The organism is Serratia sp. BFP-2025 (genome assembly GCF_050880365.1).
In the GTDB taxonomy this organism is placed as follows: domain Bacteria; phylum Pseudomonadota; class Gammaproteobacteria; order Enterobacterales; family Enterobacteriaceae; genus Serratia; species Serratia surfactantfaciens.
Window position 1 is genome coordinate 1,106,542 of the sequence record NZ_JBPAFV010000001.1, and the last position, 26,786, is coordinate 1,133,327.

Annotated in this window: 24 protein-coding genes; 20 read left to right on the plus strand and 4 right to left on the minus strand. The window is 62.8% G+C overall.

The features are described from left to right. Positions 1 to 39 precede the first annotated feature (39 nt). The 14 genes from ACRAWE_RS05120 to ACRAWE_RS05185 all read left to right on the plus strand — a co-directional run bounded on the left by ACRAWE_RS05120 (position 40) and on the right by ACRAWE_RS05185 (position 15,612). Positions 40 to 3,801, plus strand: a complete 3,762-nt coding sequence (locus ACRAWE_RS05120; protein WP_198636579.1) for a nitrate reductase subunit alpha — start codon at positions 40 to 42, stop codon at positions 3,799 to 3,801. Next, positions 3,798 to 5,342: a nitrate reductase subunit beta gene (gene narH, locus ACRAWE_RS05125; protein ID WP_432525063.1), complete on the plus strand. Its 1,545-nt coding sequence runs from the start codon at positions 3,798 to 3,800 to the stop codon at positions 5,340 to 5,342. The genes ACRAWE_RS05120 and narH overlap by 4 nt, the downstream gene beginning before the upstream one ends. Continuing rightward, a complete protein-coding gene (narJ, locus tag ACRAWE_RS05130; RefSeq protein ID WP_171454218.1) occupies positions 5,339 to 6,061 on the plus strand; it encodes a nitrate reductase molybdenum cofactor assembly chaperone in 723 nt (240 codons plus the stop codon). The genes narH and narJ overlap by 4 nt, the downstream gene beginning before the upstream one ends. A 2-nt stretch (positions 6,062 to 6,063) precedes the next feature. Further along, entirely contained in the window at positions 6,064 to 6,741 is a 678-nt protein-coding gene (gene narI / locus ACRAWE_RS05135; protein ID WP_019452883.1) for a respiratory nitrate reductase subunit gamma, read from the plus strand. A 273-nt stretch (positions 6,742 to 7,014) separates the two neighbouring features. Then, entirely contained in the window at positions 7,015 to 8,022 is a 1,008-nt protein-coding gene (locus tag ACRAWE_RS05140; protein ID WP_019452882.1) for a 3-oxoacyl-[acyl-carrier-protein] synthase III C-terminal domain-containing protein, read from the plus strand. After that, positions 8,019 to 9,035: an NAD-dependent epimerase/dehydratase family protein gene (locus ACRAWE_RS05145; protein ID WP_019452881.1), complete on the plus strand. Its 1,017-nt coding sequence runs from the start codon at positions 8,019 to 8,021 to the stop codon at positions 9,033 to 9,035. The genes ACRAWE_RS05140 and ACRAWE_RS05145 overlap by 4 nt, the downstream gene beginning before the upstream one ends. After that, positions 9,028 to 9,834 (plus strand): MBL fold metallo-hydrolase, encoded by an 807-nt coding sequence (locus ACRAWE_RS05150; protein ID WP_019452880.1) that lies wholly within the window; start codon positions 9,028 to 9,030, stop codon positions 9,832 to 9,834. Before ACRAWE_RS05145 ends, ACRAWE_RS05150 begins: the two co-directional genes overlap by 8 nt. Then, entirely contained in the window at positions 9,831 to 11,117 is a 1,287-nt protein-coding gene (locus ACRAWE_RS05155) for a F390 synthetase-related protein (protein ID WP_063918514.1), read from the plus strand. The genes ACRAWE_RS05150 and ACRAWE_RS05155 overlap by 4 nt, the downstream gene beginning before the upstream one ends. Next, entirely contained in the window at positions 11,114 to 11,731 is a 618-nt protein-coding gene (locus tag ACRAWE_RS05160; RefSeq protein WP_019452878.1) for a phosphatase PAP2 family protein, read from the plus strand. The genes ACRAWE_RS05155 and ACRAWE_RS05160 overlap by 4 nt, the downstream gene beginning before the upstream one ends. Next, positions 11,728 to 12,861 carry a sterol desaturase family protein gene (locus ACRAWE_RS05165; RefSeq protein ID WP_432525064.1) on the plus strand — a complete coding sequence of 378 codons (1,134 nt, stop codon included), beginning with the start codon at positions 11,728 to 11,730 and terminating at the stop codon, positions 12,859 to 12,861. The genes ACRAWE_RS05160 and ACRAWE_RS05165 overlap by 4 nt, the downstream gene beginning before the upstream one ends. Next, complete coding sequence (locus ACRAWE_RS05170) at positions 12,854 to 13,936, plus strand: fatty acid desaturase family protein (RefSeq protein WP_432525065.1); 1,083 nt, start codon at positions 12,854 to 12,856, stop codon at positions 13,934 to 13,936. Before ACRAWE_RS05165 ends, ACRAWE_RS05170 begins: the two co-directional genes overlap by 8 nt. Next, entirely contained in the window at positions 13,933 to 15,018 is a 1,086-nt protein-coding gene (locus ACRAWE_RS05175; protein ID WP_198636572.1) for an acyl-CoA desaturase, read from the plus strand. Before ACRAWE_RS05170 ends, ACRAWE_RS05175 begins: the two co-directional genes overlap by 4 nt. A 106-nt stretch (positions 15,019 to 15,124) precedes the next feature. After that, positions 15,125 to 15,349, plus strand: coding sequence for a hypothetical protein (locus ACRAWE_RS05180; protein WP_004934623.1), 225 nt, complete (start codon positions 15,125 to 15,127; stop codon positions 15,347 to 15,349). Continuing rightward, on the plus strand, positions 15,346 to 15,612 hold the full coding sequence (locus ACRAWE_RS05185; protein WP_063918511.1) for a hypothetical protein: 267 nt from the start codon (positions 15,346 to 15,348) through the stop codon (positions 15,610 to 15,612). The genes ACRAWE_RS05180 and ACRAWE_RS05185 overlap by 4 nt, the downstream gene beginning before the upstream one ends. A 9-nt stretch (positions 15,613 to 15,621) precedes the next feature. Here ACRAWE_RS05185 and ACRAWE_RS05190 read toward each other — a convergent pair whose 3' ends face one another. The 3 genes from ACRAWE_RS05190 to ACRAWE_RS05200 are packed head-to-tail and all read right to left on the minus strand — an operon-like array spanning position 15,622 to position 18,199. Further along, positions 15,622 to 15,774 (minus strand): DUF2474 domain-containing protein, encoded by a 153-nt coding sequence (locus ACRAWE_RS05190; protein WP_004934619.1) that lies wholly within the window; start codon positions 15,772 to 15,774, stop codon positions 15,622 to 15,624. 14 nt (positions 15,775 to 15,788) lie between these two features. Then, on the minus strand, positions 15,789 to 16,796 hold the full coding sequence (cydB, locus tag ACRAWE_RS05195) for a cytochrome d ubiquinol oxidase subunit II (protein WP_063918510.1): 1,008 nt from the start codon (positions 16,794 to 16,796) through the stop codon (positions 15,789 to 15,791). A gap of 2 nt (positions 16,797 to 16,798) precedes the next feature. Next, positions 16,799 to 18,199, minus strand: a complete 1,401-nt coding sequence (locus ACRAWE_RS05200) for a cytochrome ubiquinol oxidase subunit I (protein WP_004934615.1) — start codon at positions 18,197 to 18,199, stop codon at positions 16,799 to 16,801. A 144-nt stretch (positions 18,200 to 18,343) separates the two neighbouring features. Here ACRAWE_RS05200 and ACRAWE_RS05205 point away from each other — a divergent pair, with 144 nt between their 5' ends. The 6 genes from ACRAWE_RS05205 to ACRAWE_RS05230 all read left to right on the plus strand — a co-directional run bounded on the left by ACRAWE_RS05205 (position 18,344) and on the right by ACRAWE_RS05230 (position 25,506). Beyond that, on the plus strand, positions 18,344 to 19,762 hold the full coding sequence (locus ACRAWE_RS05205) for a PLP-dependent aminotransferase family protein (RefSeq protein WP_019452872.1): 1,419 nt from the start codon (positions 18,344 to 18,346) through the stop codon (positions 19,760 to 19,762). Positions 19,763 to 19,949: 187 nt separating this feature from the next. Continuing rightward, entirely contained in the window at positions 19,950 to 21,605 is a 1,656-nt protein-coding gene (locus ACRAWE_RS05210) for an ABC transporter substrate-binding protein (RefSeq protein ID WP_432525566.1), read from the plus strand. Between the two features lie 48 nt (positions 21,606 to 21,653). Further along, positions 21,654 to 22,610, plus strand: a complete 957-nt coding sequence (locus ACRAWE_RS05215) for an ABC transporter permease (protein WP_432525066.1) — start codon at positions 21,654 to 21,656, stop codon at positions 22,608 to 22,610. A gap of 4 nt (positions 22,611 to 22,614) precedes the next feature. Continuing rightward, a complete protein-coding gene (opp4C, locus tag ACRAWE_RS05220) occupies positions 22,615 to 23,565 on the plus strand; it encodes an oligopeptide ABC transporter permease (RefSeq protein WP_063918507.1) in 951 nt (316 codons plus the stop codon). Continuing rightward, positions 23,562 to 24,548: an ABC transporter ATP-binding protein gene (locus ACRAWE_RS05225; protein ID WP_019452868.1), complete on the plus strand. Its 987-nt coding sequence runs from the start codon at positions 23,562 to 23,564 to the stop codon at positions 24,546 to 24,548. Before opp4C ends, ACRAWE_RS05225 begins: the two co-directional genes overlap by 4 nt. Further along, complete coding sequence (locus tag ACRAWE_RS05230; protein WP_019452867.1) at positions 24,538 to 25,506, plus strand: ABC transporter ATP-binding protein; 969 nt, start codon at positions 24,538 to 24,540, stop codon at positions 25,504 to 25,506. Before ACRAWE_RS05225 ends, ACRAWE_RS05230 begins: the two co-directional genes overlap by 11 nt. Positions 25,507 to 25,508: 2 nt before the next feature. On the opposite strand, the gene ACRAWE_RS05235 is transcribed toward ACRAWE_RS05230, so the two are convergent. Continuing rightward, positions 25,509 to 26,483 (minus strand): alpha/beta hydrolase, encoded by a 975-nt coding sequence (locus tag ACRAWE_RS05235; protein ID WP_063918505.1) that lies wholly within the window; start codon positions 26,481 to 26,483, stop codon positions 25,509 to 25,511. Between the last annotated feature and the right edge of the window lie 303 nt (positions 26,484 to 26,786).

A 26,786-nucleotide genomic window follows, 5' to 3' on the forward strand; every position in this document is an offset into this window, starting at 1 on the left:
GTCTTCTTATAACGACAAGAGCCTTCAGGAGCATTCCGGATGAGCAAATTTTTAGACCGTTTCCGCTATTTCAAGCAGTTGGCGGAGCCTTTTTCTGGCGAGCACGGCCAGACCTTGAACACCAACCGCGACTGGGAAGACGGCTACCGCAGCCGCTGGCAGCACGACAAAGTGGTGCGTTCCACCCACGGCGTGAACTGCACCGGTTCCTGCAGTTGGAAGATCTACGTGAAGAATGGTCTGGTGACCTGGGAAACCCAGCAAACCGACTATCCGCGCACCCGTCCCGATCTGCCCAACCATGAACCGCGCGGCTGCCCGCGCGGCGCCAGCTACTCCTGGTACCTGTACAGCGCCAACCGGCTGAAATACCCGCTGATGCGCAAGCGCCTGCTCAAGCTGTGGCGCGAGGCGAAAGCGCAGCACAGCGATCCGGTCGCGGCCTGGGGCTCTATCGTCGGCGATGCGGAAAAAGCCAAAAGTTACAAGGTCGCGCGCGGCCGCGGCGGTTTCGTCCGCTCCAGCTGGCAGGAGGTCAATGAACTGATCGCCGCCGCCAACGTCTACACCGCCAAAACCTTCGGCCCGGATCGCATTATCGGCTTCTCGCCGATCCCGGCGATGTCGATGGTGTCCTACGCCGCCGGCGCCCGCTACCTGTCGCTGATCGGCGGCGCCTGCCTGAGCTTCTACGACTGGTATTGCGATCTGCCGCCGGCCTCGCCGATGACCTGGGGCGAACAGACCGACGTGCCGGAATCCGCCGACTGGTATAACTCCTCCTACATTATCGCCTGGGGCTCCAACGTGCCGCAGACGCGCACCCCGGACGCCCACTTCTTTACCGAAGTGCGTTACAAGGGCACCAAAACCGTAGCGGTGACGCCGGACTATGCCGAAGTCGCCAAGCTGTGCGACCACTGGCTGAATCCGAAGCAGGGCACCGACAGCGCGATGGCGCTGGCGATGGGCCACGTGATGCTGAAAGAGTTCCACCTGGATCGCGAAGTCGGCTACTTCCGCGACTATGTGCGTCGCTATACCGACATGCCGATGCTGGTGCTGCTGGAGCCGCGTGAAGGCGGCCATTACGCCGCCGGTCGCCTGCTGCGCGCCGCCGATCTGGTGGACGGGCTGGGCCAGGAAAACAATCCCGAGTGGAAAACCGTCGCTATCGACGGCCGCAGCGGCGATCTGGTGGCGCCGCAGGGCTCCATCGGTTTCCGCTGGGGCGAAAAGGGCAAGTGGAACCTGGAACAGCGCGAAGGCAAGGCGCAGCAGGAAATCGAGCTGCAGCTCAGCCTGTTGGGCGTGCATGACGAGGTTGCCGAGGTGGGCTTCCCATACTTCGGCGGCGCCGACAGCGAGCATTTCAACAGCGTGGCGCTGGACGAGATCCTGCTGCACAAGCTGCCGGTGAAACGCCTGCAGCTGGCGGACGGCAGCGAAGCGCTGGTGACCAGCGTGTACGATCTGACGCTGGCCAACTACGGCCTCGAGCGCGGGCTGGGCGACGCCAACTGCGCCGCCGACTATGACGAGGTCAAGGCTTACAGCCCGGCCTGGGCCGAACAGATCACCGGCGTATCGCGCCACAACATCATCCGCATTGCCCGCGAGTTCGCGGAAAACGCCGAGAAGACCCACGGCCGTTCGATGATCATCGTCGGTGCCGGCGTCAACCACTGGTATCACATGGACATGACCTACCGCGGCCTGATCAACATGCTGATCTTCTGCGGTTGCGTCGGCCAGAGCGGCGGCGGCTGGGCGCACTACGTCGGCCAGGAAAAACTGCGGCCGCAAACCGGCTGGCTGCCGCTGGCGTTCGGCCTCGACTGGCAGCGCCCGCCGCGCCACATGAACAGCACCTCGTTCTTCTACAACCATTCCAGCCAATGGCGCTATGAAACCGTCGGCACCGACGAGCTGCTGTCGCCGCTGGCGGACAAGTCGCGCTTCGGCGGCAGCCTGATCGACTTCAACGTGCGCGCCGAGCGCATGGGCTGGCTGCCGTCGGCGCCGCAGCTGGGCACCAACCCGCTGCACCTGGCGGAGCAGGCCCGCGCGGCCGGCCAATCGCCGGTCGAATTTACCGTCGACAGCCTGAAGAACGGCTCGCTGGGCTTTGCCGCCGAGCAGCCGGACAATCCGCAGAACTTCCCGCGCAACCTGTTCGTCTGGCGCTCCAACCTGCTGGGCTCTTCCGGCAAGGGCCATGAGTACATGCTCAAATACCTGTTGGGCACCGAAAACGGCATTCAGGGCAAAGATCTCGGCCAGCAGGGTGGCGTGAAGCCGCAGGAAGTGGAATGGCGCGAGCAGGGCGGCGAAGGCAAGCTGGATCTGGTGGTGACGCTCGATTTCCGCATGTCGAGCACCTGCCTGTACTCCGACGTGGTGCTGCCGACCGCCACCTGGTACGAAAAAGACGACATGAACACCTCCGACATGCACCCGTTCATTCATCCGCTGTCGGCGGCGGTCGATCCGGCCTGGGACTCGAAGAGCGACTGGGAGATCTACAAAGGCATCGCCAAGGCCTTCTCCGAGGTGTGCGTCGGCCATCTGGGCCAGGAAACCGACGTGGTGACGCTGCCTATCCAGCACGATTCCGCCGCCGAACTGGCGCAGCCTTACGGCGTGCAGGACTGGAAGAAAGGCGAATGCGACCTGATCCCCGGTAAAACCGCGCCGCACATCATCGCGGTGGAACGCGATTACCCGGCCACCTACGAGCGCTTCACCTCGCTGGGGCCGCTGCTGGACAAACTGGGCAACGGCGGCAAGGGCATCAGCTGGAATACCCAAACCGAGGTCGATTTCCTCAAGCAGCTGAACTACGTCAAGGCCGACGGCCCGGCGGCGGGGCGGCCGAAGATCGAAAGCGCGATAGACGCGGCTGAAGTGATCCTGTCGCTGGCACCGGAAACCAACGGCCAGGTGGCGGTAAAAGCCTGGGAGGCCTTGAGCAACGTCACCGGCCGCGATCACCGGCATCTGGCGCTGAACAAGGAAGACGAAAAGATCCGCTTCCGCGACATTCAGGCGCAGCCGCGCAAAATCATCTCCAGCCCGACCTGGTCTGGCCTGGAGGATGAACACGTTTCCTATAACGCCTGCTATACCAACGTGCACGAGCTGATCCCGTGGCGCACGCTCAGCGGCCGCCAGCAGCTGTATCAGGATCACGAGTGGATGCGCGCTTTCGGCGAAAGCCTGCTGGTGTACCGGCCGCCGATCGACACCCGCGCCGCCCAGCCGCTGCTCAACAGCAAGCCGAACGGCAACAAGGAGAAGGCGCTGAACTTCCTGACGCCGCACCAGAAGTGGGGTATCCACTCCACCTACAGCGACAACCTGCTGATGCTGACGCTGTCGCGCGGCGGGCCGATCGTCTGGCTGAGCGAAGACGACGCCAAAGATCTGGGCATCGCGGACAACGACTGGATCGAGGCCTTCAACGCCAACGGCGCGCTGACGGCGCGCGCGGTGGTCAGCCAGCGTATTCCGGCAGGCATGACCATGATGTATCACGCGCAGGAGCGCATCGTGAATCTGCCTGGCTCGGAGATCACCAGCCAACGCGGCGGCATCCACAACTCGGTGACCCGCGCCTGTCCGAAGCCGACCCACATGATCGGCGGCTATGCGCAGCTGGCCTACGGCTTCAACTACTACGGCACCGTCGGCTCCAACCGAGACGAGTTCGTGGTGGTGCGCAAGATGAACCGCATTGATTGGTTGGACGACGAAGGCAACGACTACGCGCAGGGCAGTCAGCAGGAGAACAGCAAATGAAAATTCGTTCGCAAGTCGGCATGGTGCTGAATCTGGACAAGTGCATCGGTTGCCACACCTGTTCGGTTACCTGCAAGAACGTCTGGACCAGCCGAGAAGGCATGGAATACGCCTGGTTCAACAACGTGGAAAGCAAACCCGGCGTCGGCTATCCGCACGCCTGGGAAGATCAGGAAAAATGGAAGGGCGGCTGGATCCGTAAAATCAACGGCAAGTTGGAGCCGCGCATGGGCAACCGCGTCGGCGTGCTGGCGAAAATCTTCGCCAACCCGGACGTGCCGGCGCTGGACGACTACTACGAGCCGTTCGATTACGACTACCAGCATCTGCACACCGCCAAACAGGGCAAACACCAGCCGGTGGCGCGCCCGCGCTCGCTGATCACCGGCCAGCGCATGAACAAGATCGAAAGCGGCCCGAACTGGGAAGAGATCCTTGGCGGGGAATTTGAAAAGCGCTCGCAGGACAAGAACTTCGACAACCTGCAGAAGGCGATGTACGGCCAGTTCGAAAACACCTTCATGATGTATTTGCCGCGTCTGTGCGAGCACTGCCTTAATCCGGCCTGCGTCGCCACCTGCCCGAGCGGGGCGATTTACAAACGCGGCGAAGACGGCATCGTGCTGATCGACCAGGACAAGTGCCGCGGCTGGCGCATGTGCCTGACCGGCTGCCCGTACAAGAAAATCTACTTCAACTGGAAGAGCGGCAAGTCCGAGAAGTGCATCTTCTGCTACCCGCGCATCGAAGCCGGGCAGCCGACGGTGTGTTCGGAGACCTGCGTCGGCCGCATTCGTTACCTCGGCGTGCTGCTGTACGACGCCGATCGCATCGAGCAGGCGGCGGCGGTGGAGAACGACAAGGACTTGTATCAGAGCCAGCTCGATATCTTCCTCGATCCGCATGACCCGGCGGTGATCGCTCAGGCGTTGGCGGACGGCGTGCCGCAGGGCGTCATTGAAGCCGCCCAGCAGTCGCCGGTGTACAAAATGGCGATGGACTGGAAACTGGCGCTGCCGCTGCACCCGGAATACCGCACGCTGCCGATGGTCTGGTACGTGCCGCCATTGTCGCCGATTCAGTCTGCCGCCGACGCCGGCGAGCTGGCGCACTGCGGCGTATTGCCGGACGTCGAGAGCCTGCGCATTCCGGTGCAGTATCTGGCGAACCTGCTGACCGCCGGCGATACCGAACCGGTATTGTTGGCGCTGAAGCGCATGCTGGCGATGCGCCACTACAAACGGGCGGAAACCGTCGACGGCGTAGTGGACACCAGCGCGCTGGAGCAGGTCGGTCTGAGTGAAGCGCAGGCGCAGGAGATGTACCGCTACCTGGCGATCGCCAACTATGAAGATCGCTTTGTGGTGCCGTCGAGCCACCGCGAACTGGCGCGTGAAGCCTTCCCGGAAAGCAAAGGCTGCGGCTTCAGCTTCGGCGACGGTTGCCACGGCAGCGACGGCAAATTCAACCTGTTCAACAGCCGCCGTATCGATGCCATCGACGTGACAGCGAAAACTGCGCGGCCGGAGGACGCCTCATGATCAGCCTGAAAGTGATCGCCCGCCTGCTGGATTACCCGGAGCAGGCGCTGTTTGACCATCAGCAGACGCTGATCGAAGCATTGGAGCCGGCCAGCGAGCTGGATCTGCACCACAGCGCGCAGCTGATTCTGTTTATCCGCCGCCTGTGCGCGCGCCCGTTGCTGGACGCGCAGGCCGACTATTGCGAACTGTTCGATCGTGGCCGCGCCACCTCGCTGTTGCTGTTTGAACACGTGCACGGCGAATCGCGCGATCGCGGCCAGGCGATGGTCGATCTGATGGCCCAGTACCGCGCCGCCGGGCTGGAGATCGACAGCCGTGAGCTGCCGGACTTCCTGCCGCTGTACCTGGAGTATCTGGCCAGCCGCAACGCGGCGCAAGCGCGCGAAGGGCTGCAGGACATCGCGCCGATCCTGGCGCTGCTGGGTGCGCGTTTGCAGCAGCGTGAAAGCCCGTATGCGGTGCTGTTCGATTTGCTGCTGGCGTTGTCCGGCAGCGAGGTGCAGGCGCAGGCGCTGGAGACGCAGGTGGCGCAAGAGGCGCGCGACGATACGCCGCAGGCGCTGGATGCGGTGTGGGAAGAGGAGCAGGTCAAGTTTCTCGGTGAACAGGGCTGCGCTTCCGCCCAGCAGACGGCGCACCAGCGGCGCTTTGCCGGCGCGGTGGCGCCACAGTATCTGGACCTGACGGATGCGTTAACCGGAACCAAAGGACGCTAATCATGCAATTTTTGAATCAGTTCTTCTTCGACATCTACCCTTATCTGGCCGGTGCGGTGTTCCTGATCGGCAGCTGGCTGCGCTACGACTACGGGCAGTACAGCTGGCGCGCCGGTTCCAGCCAGATGCTGGATAAAAAGGGCATGCGCCTGGCGTCCAACCTGTTTCATATCGGCATTATCGGCATCTTCGCCGGCCACTTCCTCGGCATGCTGACGCCGCACTGGATGTATGAGGCCTTCCTGCCGATCGACGTGAAGCAGAAGCTGGCGATGATCGCCGGCGGCGCCTGCGGCCTGATGACGCTGATCGGCGGCGCACTGTTGCTCAAACGCCGGTTAACCAACCCGCGGGTGCGTGCTACCAGCAGCTTCGCCGACATCATGATCCTGACGTTGCTGGTGGTACAGGTGTGCCTCGGCCTGCTGACCATTCCGTTCTCCGCCCAGCATATGGACGGCAGCGAAATGATGAAGCTGGTGGCCTGGGCCCAGGCGGTGGTGACCTTCCACGCCGGCGCCTCTGCGCATCTCGAAGGGGTGGCGCTGATCTTCAAGCTGCACATGGTGTTGGGCATGACGCTGTTCGTGCTGTTCCCGTTCTGCCGCCTGGTGCATATCTGGAGTGCGCCGGTGGAATACCTGACTCGCCGTTACCAACTGGTGCGCAACCGCCGTTGAGCCTGACCTCGCCGCCGCTGATCGCCAGCGGCGGCGCTATTCCGATAATTCGCCCGCCGTCTGCCCATTCTCCCCGCCATGTCGTAAACTGAATATCTCAGTCATGTTACGCTTATGCTTACGCCGACGGACGTCGGCCCGTGGTAGCCGATAACAAGAGATACCGCCTTGATGAAAGGCATTTTGGGATATAAAAACCGGGGATGATCCGCGTGGCCTTCGCGTCGTGCGGGAGAATCGCTTTATGGATAGTCAGGTTAATCAATAACAATAATGACCACACAATTTTGCTCACCCGAGCCGCTGCCTCTGAAAATCATCGCCACCGGGGCTGCGTTGCCGCCCAACCGCGTGGCTTCTTCTACGCTCGATGCCCGCCTGGGGAAACCGGCCGGCTACGTTGAGAAACGCTCGGGCATCGTTTACCGCTATCATGCCGCCGACGACGCCAGCCAGGCCGAACTCGCCGCCGCCGCGCTGCAAGACGCGCTGGCTCGCAGCGCCCTCCCGGCAGCCTCTATCGACCTGCTGATCTCCGCCTCGGCGATTTCGGTGCAGGCGCTGCCGTGCACCGCTGCGCATATTCTCAAGGTGGCGGGGCTGGCGCCGGGCACGCCGGGCTTCGACATCAACAGCAGCTGTGTCAGCTTTATCTCTGCGCTGCAGGTGGCGGCGGGGCTGTTGAACGCCGGAACGTATCGACGCATCGCCATCGTCTCGGCCGATCTCGCTTCACGCGGCATCGACTGGCAGCACGAAGAGTCGTCGCTGATCTTCGGCGACGGCGCCGCCTGCGCCATCGTGGAACGCGGCGACGGCGCCAGCGGCATCCTCGCCAGCCTGGTGGAAACCTATCCCGCCGGCAGCGAGCTGTGCGAAATCCGCGCCGGCGGCACGCGGCGCAACCCGCGCGCCGGCATGTGCGAGCAAGACTTCCTGTTTCATATGCAGGGCAAGCCGCTGTTCCGCCAAGCGTCGGCGCTGATTGAGGATTACCTCGACCGGCTGTTGAGCGCCAGCGGTTTGACCCTGGCGCAGATCGCCACCGTGGTGCCGCATCAGGCCAGTCATCTGTCGCTCGAACATATGCGCAAGCGGCTGCACGTCTCCAGCGAGGCGCTGGTGGATATCTACCGCCATCATGGCAATCAGGTGGCGGCGTCGATTCCGACGGCGCTGCATGCCGCCGTGACCACCGGGCGCTTCAATCCCGGTCGGCCGGTGATGCTGATCGGCACCGCCGCCGGGCTGGCGCTGGCCGGCATGGTGTTGCTGCCATGAGGGTGCTGGTCACCGGGGCGACCAGCGGGCTGGGGCGCAACGCGGCGCAGTGGCTGCTGGAGGCGGGACATCAGGTGCGCGCCACCGGCCGCGACGAGCGGGCCGGCGAAGCGTTGCGTCAACTGGGTGCCGAGTTTTTCTCGCTCGATCTGGCGCAGGCCACGCCGCAGCAGTGCCGGCAGTTGGTGACCGGCTGCGAGTGGGTGTGGCACTGCGCGGCCAAGTCCTCGCCCTGGGGCGGCAAAGCGGAGTTTCACCGCATCAACGCCGCCGCAACGGAGAAACTGGCGGAGGCGGCGGGGCGCTGCGGCGTGCGGCGCTTCGTGCATATCTCCACGCCGGCGATCTACTTCGATTTTCGGCCGCATTACGATCTGGACGAAGGTTTCCGTGCCCGGCGCTTCGCCAATCACTATGCCGCCAGCAAGCACGTCGCCGAGCAGCGGCTGTTGGCGCAGGCGAAAATCTATCCGCAAACCACCTACATTATTCTGCGGCCGCGCGGCCTATTTGGCCCGCACGATCGGGTGATCGTGCCGCGGCTGTTACAGCAGCTCGACCGCGATCGCGGCGTGCTGCGGCTGCCCGGCGGCGGGCAAGCGCTGCTGGATCTGACCTTCGCCCCCAACGTTGTGCACGCGATGGAACTGGCCAGCCGGCAGCGCGGGTTGCCGTCCGGCGCCGTTTACAACATTACCAACCACCAGCCGCAGCGGTTGGCGGAGATGCTGGATGCGTTGCTGCGTCAGGAGCTGGGGCTGAGCTACCGGCTGCAGGCGGTGCCTTATCCGCTGCTGCACGCGCTGGCCGGCGGCATGGAGCTGTGGGCGACGCTGAGCGGCAAGGAACCGCTGCTGACGCGCTACAGCGTGGCGGCGGTGCATTTTGACATGACGCTGAGCCAGACCCGCGCGATCGAAGAGCTGGGCTATCGGCCGCGTTACTCGATGGAGGAGGGCATTCGCCTGACCGGCGAGTGGCTGCGGCAGCAAGGAGGCATACAGCATGGCTAAGGTCACCGTTTTTGAAGTGGGTTACTGCACGCATATCGGCTGCATGGCGCTGCGCGGCGCCGGGTTCCGGGTGTGCAAATTCCCGGCGCGCGCCTATCTGCTGGAGGTGGGAGAGCGGCGCTGGCTGTGGGATACCGGCTATGCGCGTTATTTTCAGCAGCACACGCAGTCGGGGCTGTTCAGCCTTTACCGCCGAATGACGCCGGTCTATTTCGATCCCGCCGAGTCGTTGGCGCATCAGCTGCGCGCCGCCGGTTACGCCGAGGGGGATATTCAGACGCTGATCGTCTCGCATTTTCACGCTGATCACATCGCCGGGCTGCATGATTTCGGTCAACTCGACTTTATTTGTTCTGGCGAGGGCTGGCGGCAAACCCGTGATCTGCGCGGTTTCGCGGCGCTGAAGCGCGCCTTTATTCCCGGCCTGATCCCGCCGGATTTCGAGAGCAACCTGCAGTTTATGGAAGCTTTTCCCTCGGTGGCGTTGCCCGCGCTGCTGGCACCGTTCGAGCGCGGCTATGCGCTGCCGGGCAGCGAAGGGCAGATCGTGCTGGTGCCGTTGCCGGGGCATGCGGCCGGCCATATCGGCGCCTTTATTCTCACCGACGCCGGTTGGACGCTGCTGGCCAGCGACGCCGCCTGGTCGCCGCAGAGTTACCAGACGCTGCGCGGGCCTTCGCGCTTGGCCAATCTGGTGATGGACGACGCGGCGGCGTATACCCGCACGCTGGAGCGGCTCAACCAGCTGTGGGCGGGCGGCCAGGTCAACATTTTGCTGTGCCACGAGGGGGACCTGTGATCCCCTTCATGACTCTTTGGCACTATTTCCGCGCCCGGCGCCTGCGCTTTGGCGATCGTGCGGCGCTGGAGGCGCATCAGGCCCGCCAGCTCGCGGGCTTTGCCCGTCGGGTGCTGAGCAAGAGCCCCTATTTTCAAGGCTTCAGCCGCCGGCCGTTCGCCGAATGGCCGCAGATGGACAAGGCGTTGATGATGGAGCTATTCGATCGGATGAACACCGCCGGGCTGCAACGCGATGCGGTGCTGGCCTGCGCGCAGCGCAGCGAGGCGGATCGCGATTTCACGCCGAAGATCGGGCGCTACAGCGTCGGATTGTCGTCCGGCACCTCCGGGCAGCGCGGCGTGTTTGTCGTCAGCCCGCGCGAACAACAGGTGTGGGCCGGCGGCATGCTGGCGAAGATGCTGCCGGACGGGCTGTTGGCCGGCGAGCGCGTCGCGCTGTTTCTGCGGGCGGACAATAATCTTTATCACAGCGTGAACAACCGTTGGCTGAGCCTGGCGTTTTACGATCTGCTGGCGCCGTTCAGCGGGCATCTGCCCGCATTGGAACGGCAGGCACCCAGCATCATTGTGGCGCCGGCGCAGGTGCTGCGCGCGTTGGCGTTGGCGGTGCTGGCCGGGCAGGTGAAGCTGCCGGTCAAAAAAGCGATCTCGGTCGCCGAGGTGTTGGAAGAGCAGGATCGCCGCCTGCTGTTGCAGGTATTTCCGGCGGTCGGCGAAGTGTATCAGGCTACCGAAGGTTTCCTCGCCGCCACCTGCGCGCACGGTACGTTGCATCTGAACGAAGAGTTCTTGCATATTGAACCGCAGTGGATCGACGAATTGCGTTTCACGCCGCTGATCACCGACTTTACCCGCCGTACCCAGCCTATCGTGCGCTATCGGCTGGACGATGTGCTGGTGCTGCGCAAGGAGCCCTGTCCGTGCGGGCAACCGACGCGGGCGATCGCCCGCATCGAGGGGCGGCGTGACGATCAGCTGATGCTGCCCGATACGCAGCGGCAACCGCAGGCGGTGTTCGCCGATGCCTGCAGCCGGACGATCGCCAATGCACTGCCGTTAACCAGCGATTACCGGCTGATCCAGCATGGCGAACGGCGACTGGAGCTGATCGCCGATTGCAGCCAGGCTGAATTGGTGCACTGCCAGGCGCAGTTGAACGCGCTGTTCGCTCGCCAGGGCATCGCCACCGAATGGCTGGAATGGCGGTTGACGGCGCAGGCGGTGCTGCCGCAGTTCGACCGCAAACGGCGGCGCATTGTGCGCCGGGCGGAGGAGACATGAAAAACGCACTGTTCAGGCTGTGGCAGATGCTGCTGGGCTGGGGGACGGTTGGCATCGTGTATAACCTGACCGATCGCTTGCAGGGGGCGGGAACGCTGTTGCCGCCGTCGGCGCTTGACCGGGCGATCCCGTTCAGCCCCTCGGCCATCTGGCTTTATCTGTCGTTCTTCCTCATCGTCCCGGCAGGCTATCTGTTGGCGCCACTGCAGCGGATAAAATGGCTGACGCTGGCGATGCAGCTCACCGCGTTGGGCGCCGGTGCGGTTTATCTGTTGTGGCCGACCACCATGGCCTATCCGCAGAACGATGGCGTTGGGATCAGCGCGCAGCTGCTGGCGGCGTTAACCCAGGTGGATTCGCCGCAAAACTGTTTGCCTTCGTTGCACATGGCGTTGACGGTATTGGCGGTGTGGGCGCTGAGCGACGGCGAGCGCAAAATGCGCACGGCGCTGTGGATGCTGTGGGGCGTGGCGATCGCGTTCTCCATTCTGCAACTGCGCCGCCATTTGTTTGTCGATCTGGCCGGCGGCGCGCTGTTGGCGCTGTTCGCCGGCTGGTTGGCTCTGCGCATGCAGACCCTGCGTGGGCGCGTGGTTAAAGGAGAAATGGGATGAGCGATCTGGCGTTGCCGATAGTGTTCATGCTGTTCATCGTGGTGGCCGAGGCGGTGGCGTTGCAGTGGGGGCGCCGTGAACCGGTTAACTGGCACGATCTGGTGTTCAACCTGAACTCCGGCCATATCATGCTGTGGCTGTTCCGCGGCCTGGAAATTACCTGCTACGGCTACGTGGCCGCACATTTCAGTCTGGGGCTATTGGACGCCTGGCCGCCGCTGTTGATGTGGCTGTTCGCTTTGCTGGCGTGGGACTTCGGTTTCTACTGGCTGCACCGTCTGCACCACCGCTTCCGGCTGCTGTGGGCGGTGCACGTGGTGCACCATCAGGGCGAGCATTTCAATCTGTCGTTGGGGGTGCGCAACTCCTGGTATTCGTCGTTGACGTCGATCCCGTTCTTTTTGCTGCTGGCGCTGGCGGGCGTGCCGCTGTCGGTATTCGTCACGGTGTCGATTTTTCATTACAGCATCCAGCTGTTTAATCACAACGCGCTGACGCCGAAGCTCGGCGTGCTGGAAAACATTCTGGTCACGCCCGCGCACCACCGGGTGCACCACGTCAAGGACATGGCGTATTCCAATAAGAATTTCGGCGGCAGCTTTATCTTCTGGGACAAGCTGTTCGGCACCTTCTGCCCGGCACTGCCGACCACGCCGTTCAGCTATGGCGTCAGCGGCGACAGGCCATCCGCCAACCCGTTCTGGGCGAGCAATCTGCCGTTCCTGCGTTATTTACGGCTGGGTTGGCGCCCGACGCCCGGGCGGCCGCGCGACCGCCGTTCGGCGTTCAGCGTATTCAGCGGCGCCATGCTGTTGTTCTCATTGGTGGTCGGTTACGTCTACCAATACGGCTATGGCTACGCTGACGTCAGCTGGCCGCAAATGGCGCTGCTGGCGTTGCTGGCGTTGGGATCGGTGGCATTGGGCGGCATGACGGAAGGGCGGCCGTGGGCGAGCGCGCTTTGGTTGTTGATCGCAGTAGGTATGCCGCTGCTGTTTATCGGCTATCTCGGCTGGCCGCAGCGCTATTGGCATATCGCCATGGCCGCCGTGGCGCTGCATGCCCTGTGTGTCGCGCTGGGCTGGGGGCGCATAGCCGCGTCGGTCGCCGTGGAGGAGCCGCATGGTTGAATCACTGCCGCCGCTGAGTTTTCCCGCCGATGGCGAACAGGCATTCCACCGCGATCTCAAACGTGCGGCGCATGCCTGCCTGGCGGGCGATCATCGCTATGCCGATGCGGCGCGATTGGCCAAGGCCGCGCTGCTGATGGGGTCGTGTATCGGCTTTTACGCGCTGAGCCTGCTGCAGCATCAGCCCTGGGCGTTTTTCCTCTGTTATTTCCTGTTCGTGACCATGGGCATGCTGCTCAACGTCAACGTCAATCACGATGCTTCGCACAACGCTTTCCTGCGCGCGCCCTGGGCCAATCGCCTGGTGGGTCGGTTGGTGACATTGCCGCTGGGCGTCGATCCGGACTATTGGCGCACCCGGCACGTGGATTACCACCATGTTTACGCCAACGTCGAACACTACGATCTGGACACCGAAGAGAACGGCTTTTTCCGCCAGACGCCGTTCCAGCGCTGGCGGCCCCATATGCGCTATCAACATCTTTACTGGCCGCTGATCGCCGCGCTCTCGTTGCCTTACATCGCCTGGATTTTCGATTGGTCCGATCGGCTCGATAAAACGCCGCTGCGGGAAAAACGCGTGCTGGCCGGGCGCGCCGGTTGGGCGCTGTTCGTGCTGTGCAAGCTGGCCCATCTGGCGCTGGTGCTGATTGTGCCGCTGATCCTGTGTCATTTGCACGGCATCGGTTGGGGATGGGTGCTGCTGGCCTACGCGCTCAGCCAGATGTGCGCCTCGCTGCTGGTGGTGTTCCTGCTGTTGGGCACCCACTGGGCGCAGGCCGAGTTTTACCCGGCGCCGACGGGCGAGACCATGCCGCACGGCTGGTACCGGCACAATTTTGCCACCGCCTGCGACTGGCAGCCCGAGCCGCGCTGGCTGGAGCACCTGACCGGCGGCTTGAACTATCACCTGACGCATCACCTGTTCCCCGGCTGGAATCACCGCCATTACCCGGCGCTGGCCGCTGCGGTGGCGGAGGTGGCGCAGCGGCACGACATGGCGTACCGCTGCATCGGCTATCGCGAACTGCTGGCGCAGCAACAGCGTTTCCTGCGCCGCATGGGGCAGCCATGAAAGCGCTGCGACCGTTAGCCTATCGGCGCGACGACAGCGGGTTGCATCGCGCGCTGATGCAGGCCGCCCAGCATTATCTGGCGACCAATGGCGACCACCGCTTCGCCGACGGCGGTATGCTGGCGAAGGTGGCGCTGCTGCTGGCGCTGTGCGGTCTGTGTTACGGGCTGAGCCTGCAGCAGCAGAACGGTTGGGCGTTTTTCGCCTGTTACTTCGGTTTTATCTTTATCGGCATGTTCCTGACGGTCAATGTGGTGCACGACGCCTCACACAACGCGTTTTTCCGTCGGCCCTGGGCCAACCGCTGGCTGAACGCCCTGGTGAGCGTGCCGCTGGGGCTGGATCCTGACTGCTGGCGCGTGCGGCATGTGTTGTTCCACCATGCCCATAACAATATCGAACATTACGACCCCGACATCGACGCCAACGGCGTGCTGCGGCAAACGCCGTTCCAGCGTTGGCGGCCCTTTATGCGCGCACAGCGTTACTATTGGCCGCTGGTGGCGGCGCTGACGTTCCCGTACTACATCTGGCTGTTCGACTGGCTGGACCGGGCGGGCCGCACTCGCGTGGCGGCCCGCATGGCGCAGCAGGGCGTGCGTGGCTGGAGCGCTTTTCTGGCGGGGAAGGCGGCGCACCTGCTGCTGGCGCTGGCGATCCCGTGCTGGCTGCTGCCGCCGGCCATCGGCATCGGGCAAATCCTGCTGGTCTATTTGCTGAGCCAGATGCTTTCTTCATTGCTGTTCGTGATGTTGATCATCGGCACCCACTGGGCCAAGGCCAACTTTTACCAGGCGCCGGCGCAGGGCGCGATGCCGCACGGCTGGTATCATCATGTGTTCGCCACTACCTTCGACTGGTTGACCCGGCCGCGCTGGCTGGGCTACTGGCTCGGCGGGGCGAACCTGCATTTGACGCATCATCTGTTCCCGCATTGGAGCCACCGCCATTACCCGGCGCTGAGCCGCATTATCGGCGAGGTGGCGCCGCGTTTCGGCATCGACTACCGGCTGCTTGAGTTGGAGGAACTGCTGCGTCTGCAGCAACGCTTCCTCAGCGCGATGGGACGCAAGCCGCACTAGCGTTGCATGCGGGTTATGCGAGACGTTACGCAGTTCACTAATTGAACGATATTTGCCCTTCCAGTAGACTTTCTCCCTGTGAATCAACGGCCACAGGAGGTGGGGTATGCGGAGTTTACCTATTCGGTTATCCAATGAAATCGACGACAGTTTGAACGATATCGCCCGGCGTCACGGGATGGCCAAAACTGACGTCATACGGCTGGCGTTTGCTTTAATGACGATTGCCGACCGTGAGTGGATGAAACAGGATGGTTCCCGCCTCGGTATCGTGCGTGAAAGCGACGAGGGGCTGGAGGCCGTCGCCGTGGTGGTGGGGATTTTTCCATGAAGCCGCAAAATGAGCGCCCGCAGCTCGATGCTGAAAGGTTGTATTTGGATCCTTCGCTGGTCTTCGACGAAATGGAGCGGCTGCGCCTGGCGCGTCAGGTGCTGTGTGGGATATTTGCGGTCAGCGTGGGCGTATTCGCCGCCCACGCGTATTGGGACAAAAATGAAGCGCTGAATCAGGTGTTCGAGCTGGTGAAGATTGGCGCCTTGCCGCTGGTCACGCTGGTGGTCTCTTTCTACTTTCCCAACAGCGCGGCCAGATAAGGCGCCGCGTTAATGCGACTTCATGCCCGCCGCGGTCATCAGCAAGCGGAACAGTGAGGCGACCACGAACAGCCCCAGCACGCTGGCGCTCCAGATGATCACCAGCCAACCGATGCGTTTCCACCAGGGCGCCGGGGCGGCTGCGGCCGTTTTATCTTGCATAGCGTCCTCCCTCCTCAGTGATAGCCGTGTTCATGGCTGATCTTGCCGCGGAACACGTAGTAGCTCCAGAAGGTGTAGACCAGAATGATCGGGATGATAAACAGCGCGCCTACCAGCATAAACCCAAGGCTCTGCGGCGGTGCGGCGGCGTCCCACAGGCTGATGGCCGGCGGGATCAGGTGCGGCCAGATGCTGATGCCGAGCCCGCTCAGGCCGAGGAACACCAGCAGCAGCGTCAGCATGAACGGCGAGTAGTGCGCGCCGCGTTTCACCCCGCGTTGAATGCCCCAGGCGCTGAGCAGCACCAGCACCGGCACCGGCAGCAGCCAGAACAGGTTCGGCAAGGTAAACCAGCGGGCGGCGATTTCCGGATGGGCGATCGGCGTCCAGATACTGACCGCAGCCAGCACCAGCAACAGGATCGCCAACAGCGGCGTCGCCAGGTGATACATGCGCGCCTGCAGATCACCGGCGGTTTTCATCACCAGCCAGGTGCAACCGAGCAGGGCGTAGGTCACCACCAGCCCCAGCCCGCAGAACAGTGCGAACGGCGTCAGCCAGTCCAGCGCGCCGCCGGCATAGGTGCGGCCCTCGACCGGGAAGCCGTTGATCACGGCGCCCACCACCACCCCCTGGCTGAAGGTGGCGAACAGTGAGCCCCAGATGAACGCCTTGTCCCAGATATGGCGCTTCTCCGGTGTTGCCTTGAAGCGAAACTCGAAGGCCACGCCGCGGAAAATCAGCCCGATCAGCATCAGCGTCAGTGGGATCGCCAGCGCATCGAGGATCACCGAGTAGGCCAGCGGGAAGGCGCCGAACAGCGCCGCGCCGCCCAGCACCAGCCAGGTCTCATTGCCGTCCCACACCGGGGCGACGGTGTTCATCATCAGATCGCGGTCGTCGCTCGCTTTCACCCACGGAAACAGGATGCCGATGCCCAAATCGAAACCGTCCATCACCACGTACATCATGGTGCTGAACACGATGATCACAAACCAAATCAGCGGAAGATCGATGCCCATGTTCAGCTCCTGTCATCCAGAGTGTCGTTGACCGCGGACAGCGGACGCGCCGGGCGGCCCTCGGTATTGTCTTCTTGGTGCTCATGCGGCTGTGGCCCTTTGCGGATCAGGCGCATCATGTAGGAATAACCCACGCCGAACACCGAGCAATAGACGATGATGAACGCCAGCAGGCTGATGCTCATGTGCAGATCGCCGTGCGCGGAGACCGCATCCTTGGTGCGCAGCAGGCCATATACCACCCAGGGCTGGCGGCCGATCTCGGTGGTGAACCAACCCGCGAGCAGCGCCAGCAGCCCGGACGGGCCCATCCACAGAATGAAGTACAGGAACGGACGCGACTGATACAGCCCGCCGCGCCAGCGCAGCCACAGGCTCCACACCCCGGCCAGAATCATCAGCATGCCCAGCCCGACCATGATGCGGAACGACCAGAACACCACGGTGGAGTTGGGGCGATCTTCCGGCGGGAAGGATTTGAGCGCCGGCACTTGCTCGGTCAGGCTGTGCGTCAGGATCAGGCTGCCGAGATAAGGCACCTCCAGCTTGAAGCGAGTCTCTTCACGCTGCATGTCCGGCCAACCGACCAGGATCAGCGGCGTAGCTTCGCCCGGCGGGTTTTCCCAGTGGCCTTCGATGGCGGCGATCTTCGCCGGCTGGTGTTTCAGCGTATTCAGGCCGTGCGCATCGCCGATCAGCGCCTGCACCGGCGCGACGATCAGCGCCATCCACATCGCCATCGACAGCATCTTGCGCATCGCCGGCGTATCGCGGCCGCGCAGCAGGTGCCAGGCGGCGGAAGCGCCGACGAAGAACGCCGAGGAGAGGAAGGCGGCGGTGGACATGTGCAGCAGGCGATACGGGAAGGACGGGTTGAATATCACCTTCAGCCAGTCGACCGGCACCACCTGGCCGTTGATAATTTCGTGTCCCTGCGGGGTTTGCATCCAGCTGTTAGAGGCCAGGATCCAGAAGGTGGAGATCAGCGTGCCGAGTGCCACCATACAGGTAGCGAAGAAGTGCAGCCCTGGGCCGACGCGGTTCCAGCCGAACAGCATCACACCGAGGAAACCGGCTTCGAGGAAGAAGGCGGTCAGTACTTCGTAGGTCAGCAGCGGCCCGGTAATGCTGCCGGCGAACTCGGAGAAGAAGCTCCAGTTGGTGCCGAACTGGTAGGCCATCACCAACCCGGAAACCACGCCCATGCCGAAGTTAACGGCGAAAATCTTTGACCAGAAATGGTAAAGCTCACGATAGGCTTCATTGTGCGTTTTCAACCATAATCCCTCCAGCACCGCCAGATAGCTGGCTAAACCGATGGTGATGGCGGGGAAGATGATATGGAAAGACACGGTGAAGGCGAACTGTATTCTGGCGAGTTCCAGTGCATCAAGACCCAGCATGGCGCCTCCTAGGGTTGAACATAAATTAACCTCTTGAGTATAGCTGTCATTTTTATGTGAAAAGCTTGGCGTGAAGTTAATCACGAAGTACAGTGACTATAATAGTGACAGTTATTTTACTTTTTCATATAACAGTTAAGAGCTATGACCCGATACGAACAGCTTGCGCAGCAGATTAGAGAACAGATCCAGAACCGGGTGTGGCGGGCGGGCGACAAGCTGCCTTCGCTGCGCGAAAGCGGCAAACGCGCCGGGCTGAGCCTGATGACGGTGGTGCAGTCTTACCAGCTGTTGGAGAGCCAGGGATGGATCGTCGCCCGGCCGCAGTCGGGCTATTATGTGGCGGCGCGCCCGCAGCCGTTGCCGCAGCCTTCGCGCGGCGAGAAGCTGGTGCTGAGCGAGCAGGTGGACATCAACGCCTTTATCTTCGACGTGCTGCAGGCCTGCAAGGACCCGGACATCGTGCCTTTCGGTTCGGCGTTTCCCGACGCCACGCTGTTCGCGCAGCCGAAGCTGGCGCGGGCGCTGAGCAGCGTGGCGCGCAAGTTCACGCCGCACAGCTCGCTGGCCAACCTGCCGCCGGGCAACGACGCGCTGCGGCGGCATATCGCCCAGCGCTATGCGCTGAGCGGCATGCAGGTGGCGCCGGACGAGATCGTCATCACCGCCGGGGCGATGGAGTCGCTCAGTCTCAGTCTGCAGGCGGTGACCCAGCCGGGTGACTATGTGGCGATCGAGTCGCCGGCGTTTTACGGCGCGCTGCAGGCGCTGGAGCGGTTGCGACTGAAGGCGGTGGCGATCGCCACCCATCCGCAGGACGGCATCGATCTGGATGCGTTGCAGCAGGCGGTGGAACAGTATCCGATCAAGGCCTGCTGGCTGATGACCCATTTCCAAAACCCGCAGGGCGCCACCTTGCCGGAGGCCAACAAACAGCGTCTGGTGGCGCTGCTGCGCGAGCGGCAGATCTCGCTGATCGAAGACGATGTCTACGGGGAACTCTATTTCAGCGCCGAACGGCCGCTGCCGGCCAAGGCGCTCGACAGCGGTGGCCAGATCCTGCACTGTTCGTCGTTTTCCAAATGTTTGGCGCCAGGCTTTCGCGTTGGCTGGGTGGCGGCGGGGCGTTACGCGCAACAGATCCAGCGTTTGCAACTGATGAGCACCGTTTCCACTAGCGTGCCGACCCAGATGGCGCTGGCGGATTATCTGTTGCACGGCGGCTACGATACCCACCTGCGGCGGTTGCGTCGCCTGCTGGCGCAGCGCCAAAGCGCCATGCGTCAGGCGATCGCCCACCATTTTCCGCCGACGGTGAAAGTCAGCCAGCCTGACGGCGGTTATTTTCTGTGGCTGGAGCTGGATCCGGCGCTGTCGTCGATGGAACTGTACCGGCGCGCTCTTTCTCGGGGTATCAGCATCGCGCCGGGGCGCATGTTCACCACCGGAGACCATTTCAATCACTGCTTCCGTCTCAACGCCTCGTTTGAATGGAACGACCGGTTTGAAGAGGCGATAAAAACCTTAGCCAAACTTATCCGGGGGCTGGCGGCGACCGGTTGAACCGCGTTTGGCACGACGGTTCGCCCCAGAAAAATTCATAATGCTTTTTTCGGCAATGGAATGCCGGTTTCGTTGTTAGACAGCCCTCCAGCCGCCCATTACTCTGCGATAAATTTTGTCACATTTTTATCAACGGGAAGACAAGGGGCAGTGGGTGAGTGGAATAAAAAATAAACTAAACAAACTGTTGCGTTATCGGCTGACGCCGCTGGCGTTGGTCTGCGCGCTGGGGCTGAGCGCCGGCGTTCAGGCGGAAACGCTGGCCGAAGGCATCACGCCGGCCAGCGACGCCGCTCGGGTGCCGGCCGCCGCCAAACTGCGCAAAGACACCGTTGTGGCGGGCATCTCGGAGCCGCAGGGGATTTTCAACCCGTATCTGTTCACCAACGGCTGGGACGAAAACGTGACCGACGTGATCTTCAGCCGCCTGATCGGCCTGGACAGCCAGGGCAAGCCGGAAGGACGCCTGGCTGAGTCCTGGCAGGTCAGCCCCGATAATTTGACCTACACCATCAAGCTGCGGCCGAACCTGGTCTACAGCGACGGTTCGCCGTTGAAGGCCGACGATATCGCCTTTACCCTGACGCTGCTGCACGACCCGGCCTATGACGGCGATACCGATATCACGCCGGCTCACATTCAGGGCGGCGCCGACTATAAAAACGGCACCGCGGCCAGCATTAGCGGGCTGAAGGTGATCGACGATCGCACCATTCAGATCGTCACCACGCAACCGGGCGCGACCACCTTACAGTTGATCGGCGGGCCGGTGCTGTCTCGTGCTTACTACGGCAAAGACTATCAGCGCGGCAAGCTCGACGGCGTGCGCGCCTTCAACGGCAAGCCGCTCGGCAACGGCCCCTACATTTACGACAGGTATGTGCCGGGGCAAGAGATTCGCTTCCACGCCAACCCGAACTTCTACCTTGGCCCGCCGCCGATGGCGCGCTTTATCTATCGCTTGACCAACCCGGCTACCAACTTCCAGCTGTTCCAGACCGGCGAGACCGACTACGACGCCTTTACCGCCAAGCCTGACGATATCGAACAGCTGAAGCTGCTCGGCTTCGCCAATATCAACCTCTACAGTTCGAGCGATTACAGCCGCGTCGACTTCAACCTCCGGCGCCCGGCGCTGCAGGACAAACGGGTGCGCCAGGCGCTGATCTACGGTCTGGATCGGCAGAGGCTGATCGCCGTGGTATACCAGGGGTACGGCAAGGTCGCCAACCAGCCAATCTCGCCGATCTCCTGGGCCTATGACGCGAACGGCATCAATCCCTACGCTTACGATCTCGATAAGGCCGGTAAGCTGTTGGACGAGGCCGGTTGGCGAGTGGGGGCGGATGGCATTCGGCAAAAAGACGGTAAAAAGCTGGAGCTGACGCTGTTGGTGACCAAAAAACTGATCAACGATGCGTTGGTGCCGATCGCCAAGGACAACTACCGCCGGCTCGGCGTGGTGCTGAAACCGCAGGTATTGGATTTCAACGCGCTGCTGGCGCAGCGCAAGGCGGGCAATTATGACCTGGCGTCCCTCAGCACCAGTACGTTGAACGATCCGCACGACGGCGTGCGCGATTTCATCAGCCGCGAGAGCCAGACCGGGTATCACAACCCGCAGGTGGATGCACTGATCGCCAGGGCCAACGCCACGCTGGACATCGCGCAGCGCAAACCGCTGTACCATCAGCTGTATCAGGTGTTGGCGGACGATCCGCCGGTGATCTTGCTGGGCAATCGCGAAATCTTGAGCGCCAGCAGCGCGCGCGTCACCGGCTTTAAACCGGATATCTACAACGGCTTGGTCGGCAGCCTGCCGAACGTCAAACCGGCGCCGTAACGCCCTGAAGCCGCTGCGCCACTTCGGGCGGCGGCGATGGAAACCGCAATGAGAAACTTTATTCTGCGCCGTCTGTTGCAGACTATCCCGATGCTGCTGTTGGCTTCATTGCTGATTTTTTGCATCTTCGCCCTGGCACCCGGCGACTTTATCGATGGCAACATCAACCTGACCGCGCAACGCGCCGCCGAGCTGCGGGCACTGTACGGGTTGGATCAGCCGCTGTTCAGCCGTTACCTGCACTGGCTTGGCCGATTGATGCAGGGCGACCTCGGCTTTTCGCTGCAGTACCAGATCCCGGTCAGCACGCTGCTGAATCAATACATCTGGAATTCGTTCCTGCTGGCGGCGGTGGCGATGGTGCTGTATTGGGGCATCGCGCTGGCGGTGGGGGTGGTCTCGGCGATGAAACCCTATTCGCTGTTCGATCATCTGATCACCGTGGCGGTGTTCGCCGCCATGTCGTTTCCGACCTTTTTTCTTTGCCTGTTGCTGATCAAATGGTTCGCCGTCGATCTGCACTGGCTGCCGGCGGGCGGTATGTTGCGCACCGGCAGTGAGGCGAGCGGGCTGGCCTGGGCACTGGAGGTGGCGGCGCATCTGCTGTTGCCGGTGCTGGCGCTGGTGATGCTGCAGGCCGGCAGCCTGACGCGCTATTTCCGCGCCAGCATGCTGGAGGTGATCCGCATGGACTATATCCGCACCGCGCGCGCCAAGGGGCTCAGGGAGAAAACGGTGATCCTCAAACACGCGCTGCGCAATGCGCTGTTGCCGATCATCACCCTGCTGGGGTTCGAGCTGCCGGGATTGTTCTCCGGCGCGCTGATCACCGAAAAAATCTTCAACTGGCCGGGGGCCGGGCATATTCATATCGATTCGCTGGCGGCGCGCGACTACCCGGTATTGATGGGGTTTACGCTGTTTCTGGCCGCCTTGACCATTCTCGGCAACCTGCTGGCGGACATTCTGTACGCCTACGCCGATCCGCGCATTCGCTTGAGGTAATACGATGTTGGTTACTCTGTTTTTCGGCCGCCGTCGCCGCTGGCGACAGGCGCAGCTGCCGGTGCTGGCTCAGCTGTCGCCGCCGCCCGCCGCGCAGGCCTGGCGACGTCTGCGCCGCCACCGGCCGGCGATGATTTCGCTGGCGTTGCTGGTGCTGCTGGCGTTGCTGTGCCTGATTGGGCCGCCGCTGTCGCCGTGGCGCGACGACGCCGGCGATATGCTGAATATCAATCAGGCACCGAGCGGTGCGCACTGGTTGGGCACCGACTTTCTCGGCCGCGATATCTGCACCCGGCTGCTGCTGGCGGGGCGAATATCGCTGACTATCGGCCTGGTGTCGATGCTGTTGTCGGTGACGCTGGGCTATGTGCTGGGAGCGCTCGCCGGTTATCTGGGGGGCGTGGCGGATCGGCTGATCATGCGTTTCGCCGATCTGCTGATGACCATCCCCGGCCTGCCGCTGCTGATCATCATGGGGGCGATGCTGACCGAGCTCGACGTCTCGCCGGACTACCGCATCTACATGGTGATGATCATGCTGAGCCTGCTGGGTTGGCCGTCATTGGCGCGGCTGGTGCGCGGCCAGATCCTGTCGCTGCGCGAACGGGATTTCATGCTGGCCACCGAAGTGCTGGGGCTCTCCACCCGGCGGCGGCTGTTTGGTCATCTGCTGCCCAACACCGTGCCGATTCTGGTGGTGGTGGCCACCATGGCGGTGGCCAATGCCATCCTCAGCGAATCGGCGCTGAGCTACCTCGGGCTGGGTGTGGTGCCGCCGACGCCGTCGTGGGGCAACATGATGGACGCTGCCAATAGCCTGATCGATTTTCAGCGCCGCCCCTGGCTGTGGATGCCGCCGGGGCTGGCGATCTTCGTCACCGTGGTGGCGATCAATATTTTGGGCGACGGCCTGCGGGACGCGCTCGATCCGAAAATGAACGGGGTAAAACGATGAGTCAACCGCTGCTGGCGTTCGATCGATTGTCGGTGTCGTTTCAGGGGGAGCAAGGGCCGGTGCGGGCGGTGCAGCAGGTTAGCCTTGAACTGCATGCCGGGCAAACGCTGGGGATCGTCGGCGAATCGGGCTGCGGCAAAAGCGTGACCGCCATGGCGTTGATGGGGCTGTTGCCGCAGCCGTTGGCGCAGGTAGACGGCGGTGAAATCCGCTTCGAAGGGCAAAACCTGCTGTCGCTGCGGGCATCAAACATGGCGGATCTGCGCGGCAACCGGTTGGCGATGATCTTTCAGGAACCGATGAGCGCGCTCAATCCGGTGCTGACGCTCGGCGAACAGCTGGTGGAGCCGCTGATACGTCACCGGCTGCTGTCGCCGAAAACGGCCTGGCGGCAGGCGATTCAGTTGCTGGCGGAAGTGGGGCTGGCGCGTGCGGAGGCGCTGATGGGCTGTTATCCGCATCAACTGTCCGGCGGCATGCTGCAGCGCGTGATGATCGCCATGGCGATCGGGTGCCGCCCGGCGCTGTTGATCGCCGATGAGCCGACCACGGCGCTCGATGTTACGGTACAGGCGCAGATCCTGGCGCTGCTGCGCGAACAGAGCCGGCGACACAATATGGCGATGATCTTGATCACCCACGATCTTGGGGTGATCGCCCAAATGGCGGATCGGCTGGCGGTGATGTACGCCGGGCGCGTTGTCGAACAGGGAACGACGCGGGAAGTGTTGGCCGAACCGCAGCATCCCTACACGCAGGGGCTGATCGCCTCGCGGCCGTCGCCGGGGCAGCGGCGTCATCGCTTATATTCCATTCCCGGCCAGGTACCGGATCTGGCGCGGCTGCCTGAGCATTGCGCTTTCGCCGAACGCTGTGCACAGGCCACCGCGCGCTGCCGCGACGGCATTCCTCCGCTGTACGGCTCCCGGCAGCGCCAGTCCGCCTGTTTTCTCAACGCCGGAGGGCGCCCGCATGTCGACTGAACCTTTGGTGGAAGTGAAGGGATTGAAGAAATATTTCCCGCTGCGCGACGGGCTGTTCGGGCGTACCACCGGCCAGTTGAAGGCGGTGGACGACGTCAGCTTCAGCATTCGCAAGGGCCGCATTTTCGGGCTGGTGGGCGAGTCCGGCAGCGGTAAAACCACCGTCGGCCGTACCTTGCTCGGCCTGCACGACAAAACCGCCGGCGAGGTGCGGTTTAACGGGCAGGCGCTGGATAGCCTGAGCAAAGAGGCGCTGCGCGCGCTGCGGCCGAAAATGCAGCTGGTGTTTCAGGACCCGTACAGTTCGCTGAATCCGCGCCTGCGCGTGGGCGACGCCATCGGCGAAGCGCTGTTGCAGCACGGTCTGGCGAGTAAGGCAGAACTGCGCGAGCGGGTGCTCGACACTCTGGCGATCTGCGGGCTGTCTCCACAGCATTACGGGCGGTTTCCGCATGAGTTTTCCGGCGGCCAGCGGCAGCGCATCGGCATCGCGCGCGCGCTGATCCTGCAGCCGGAGTTTATCGTCGCCGACGAACCGATATCGGCGCTCGACGTGTCGATTCAGGCGCAGATCATCAATCTGTTTTCCGATTTGCAGGAACGGCAGGGGGTGACGCTGCTGTTTATTTCGCACGATCTCGGTGTGGTGGAGCATCTGTGCCAGGACGTGGCGGTGATGTATCTGGGGCAGATTGTCGAGAGCGCCGACCGCGATGCGCTGTTTCGCCAACCGCTGCATCCCTATACGCAGGCCCTGTTGGCGGCGGTGCCGACGCTGGATACGCAACGCTTACCGACGCAGGTGGCAAGCGGTGAACCGCCCAATCCCGCCAACCCGCCGCGCGGCTGCCGTTTCCACCCTCGCTGCCCGCAGGCTACGGCGCAGTGCCGTGAACAGGCGCCGCACCTGCGCAGCGTGGCGCCCGGCCATCAGGTGGCCTGTCACCTTGTCGGTTAGCATCAGGACAGGTAATGCTTCAGCGCGCGCCCGGCCTGGTGGATCGCCGAATGCACCGCCGGGACATGGGCGAGCGGGTTCAACAGACCGTAGTCGTGGATCAATCCGTTGTAGCGGGTGGAAGTGACCTCGACCCCGGCGGCGTCGAGCAGGCGCGCGTAGGCCTCGCCCTCATCGCGCAACACGTCCAGCTCGGCGGTCTGCACCAGCGCCGGCGGCAACCCCTGCAGCTGTTCCACCGTGGCGTTGAGCGGCGAGGCGTAGATTTCCTTGCGCTGCGCCTTATCGGGCGCATAGCTGTCCCAAAACCACTTCATCATGTTGCGGGTCAGGAAATGGCCTTCGGCGAACTGATGATAGGAGTCGGTATCAAACTGGGCGTGCGTGACGGGCCATAGCAGGATCTGGCAACGCAGCGCCGGTATGCCTTTCTCTTTGGCCATCAGGCTGACCACCGCCGCCATGTTGCCGCCGACGCTGTTGCCGACCACCGCCAGCCGTGAGCCGTCGACGTTGATCTTTTCACCGTACTCGGCCACCCATTCCGTGGCGGCGTAAGCCAGGTTGATCGCCTCAGGGTATCGCGCTTCGGGCGAACGGGGGTAGTTGACGAACACTGCCGCCGCCCCGGAGCTGTGCACCAGATCGCGCACCAGGCGTTCGTGGGTGGGGAAATCGCCCAGCACCCAACCACCGCCGTGAAAGAACATGAAGACCGGCAGCTTTTCCTTGACCCTGGCCGGCCGCACCAGCTGCAGCAAAATATCCTGCCCCTCTACATGAATGCTTTTCTCGCTGATCTCGACCTCACGCAGCGGCACCTCGGCGCTGCGCTGCGCGTCTTCCAAAACCCTGCGTGCCTCTTTGGGCTTCATGTGTTCCATGGGTTTGCCGCCGGCGGCATTCAGCGCGTCGAGAAAGGTACGGATGTCATGCAGGGGGAGCGGCCGACCGAGGTCGACGGTTTTCTTGGACATGGTGACTCCTTGTGCGCGGAAGAAGAAAAGGTGCGATCAGAATCACAGTGTAGTCGTTGGCGCATAAAGCGAGAGCCGCGGCAGTCGGGCATAGGCGCTTCGCCGCCGCATTGCACGATCCTGGCGCACCGCTGCACCGGATTGGGGCAAAAAGTGTGATGACGAGCAAATCGGATGAAATTATTTTTGCGAGCCCGATCAGAAATCCTGAAGTTTTTCGTAATTGAATAGGATTTCGCGGGCAATGATGATTTTAGGCCTTATTTTTTAATTTATGCATTACCAATGCATAAAAAATGAATG

Coding starts and splice junctions, on each gene's coding strand:
- narH (WP_432525063.1), top strand. CDS start 3,798: ATGAAAATTCGTTCGCAAGTCGGCATGGTGCTGAATCTGGACAAGTGC.
- ACRAWE_RS05235 (WP_063918505.1), bottom strand. CDS start 26,483: ATGTCCAAGAAAACCGTCGACCTCGGTCGGCCGCTCCCCCTGCATGAC.
- opp4C (WP_063918507.1), top strand. CDS start 22,615: ATGTTGGTTACTCTGTTTTTCGGCCGCCGTCGCCGCTGGCGACAGGCG.
- ACRAWE_RS05160 (WP_019452878.1), top strand. CDS start 11,114: ATGAAAAACGCACTGTTCAGGCTGTGGCAGATGCTGCTGGGCTGGGGG.
- ACRAWE_RS05120 (WP_198636579.1), top strand. CDS start 40: ATGAGCAAATTTTTAGACCGTTTCCGCTATTTCAAGCAGTTGGCGGAG.
- ACRAWE_RS05180 (WP_004934623.1), top strand. CDS start 15,125: ATGCGGAGTTTACCTATTCGGTTATCCAATGAAATCGACGACAGTTTG.
- ACRAWE_RS05215 (WP_432525066.1), top strand. CDS start 21,654: ATGAGAAACTTTATTCTGCGCCGTCTGTTGCAGACTATCCCGATGCTG.
- ACRAWE_RS05175 (WP_198636572.1), top strand. CDS start 13,933: ATGAAAGCGCTGCGACCGTTAGCCTATCGGCGCGACGACAGCGGGTTG.
- narJ (WP_171454218.1), top strand. CDS start 5,339: ATGATCAGCCTGAAAGTGATCGCCCGCCTGCTGGATTACCCGGAGCAG.
- ACRAWE_RS05145 (WP_019452881.1), top strand. CDS start 8,019: ATGAGGGTGCTGGTCACCGGGGCGACCAGCGGGCTGGGGCGCAACGCG.
- narI (WP_019452883.1), top strand. CDS start 6,064: ATGCAATTTTTGAATCAGTTCTTCTTCGACATCTACCCTTATCTGGCC.
- ACRAWE_RS05225 (WP_019452868.1), top strand. CDS start 23,562: ATGAGTCAACCGCTGCTGGCGTTCGATCGATTGTCGGTGTCGTTTCAG.
- cydB (WP_063918510.1), bottom strand. CDS start 16,796: ATGGGCATCGATCTTCCGCTGATTTGGTTTGTGATCATCGTGTTCAGC.
- ACRAWE_RS05170 (WP_432525065.1), top strand. CDS start 12,854: ATGGTTGAATCACTGCCGCCGCTGAGTTTTCCCGCCGATGGCGAACAG.
- ACRAWE_RS05190 (WP_004934619.1), bottom strand. CDS start 15,774: ATGCAAGATAAAACGGCCGCAGCCGCCCCGGCGCCCTGGTGGAAACGC.
- ACRAWE_RS05150 (WP_019452880.1), top strand. CDS start 9,028: ATGGCTAAGGTCACCGTTTTTGAAGTGGGTTACTGCACGCATATCGGC.
- ACRAWE_RS05165 (WP_432525064.1), top strand. CDS start 11,728: ATGAGCGATCTGGCGTTGCCGATAGTGTTCATGCTGTTCATCGTGGTG.
- ACRAWE_RS05140 (WP_019452882.1), top strand. CDS start 7,015: ATGACCACACAATTTTGCTCACCCGAGCCGCTGCCTCTGAAAATCATC.
- ACRAWE_RS05200 (WP_004934615.1), bottom strand. CDS start 18,199: ATGCTGGGTCTTGATGCACTGGAACTCGCCAGAATACAGTTCGCCTTC.
- ACRAWE_RS05185 (WP_063918511.1), top strand. CDS start 15,346: ATGAAGCCGCAAAATGAGCGCCCGCAGCTCGATGCTGAAAGGTTGTAT.
- ACRAWE_RS05205 (WP_019452872.1), top strand. CDS start 18,344: ATGACCCGATACGAACAGCTTGCGCAGCAGATTAGAGAACAGATCCAG.
- ACRAWE_RS05230 (WP_019452867.1), top strand. CDS start 24,538: ATGTCGACTGAACCTTTGGTGGAAGTGAAGGGATTGAAGAAATATTTC.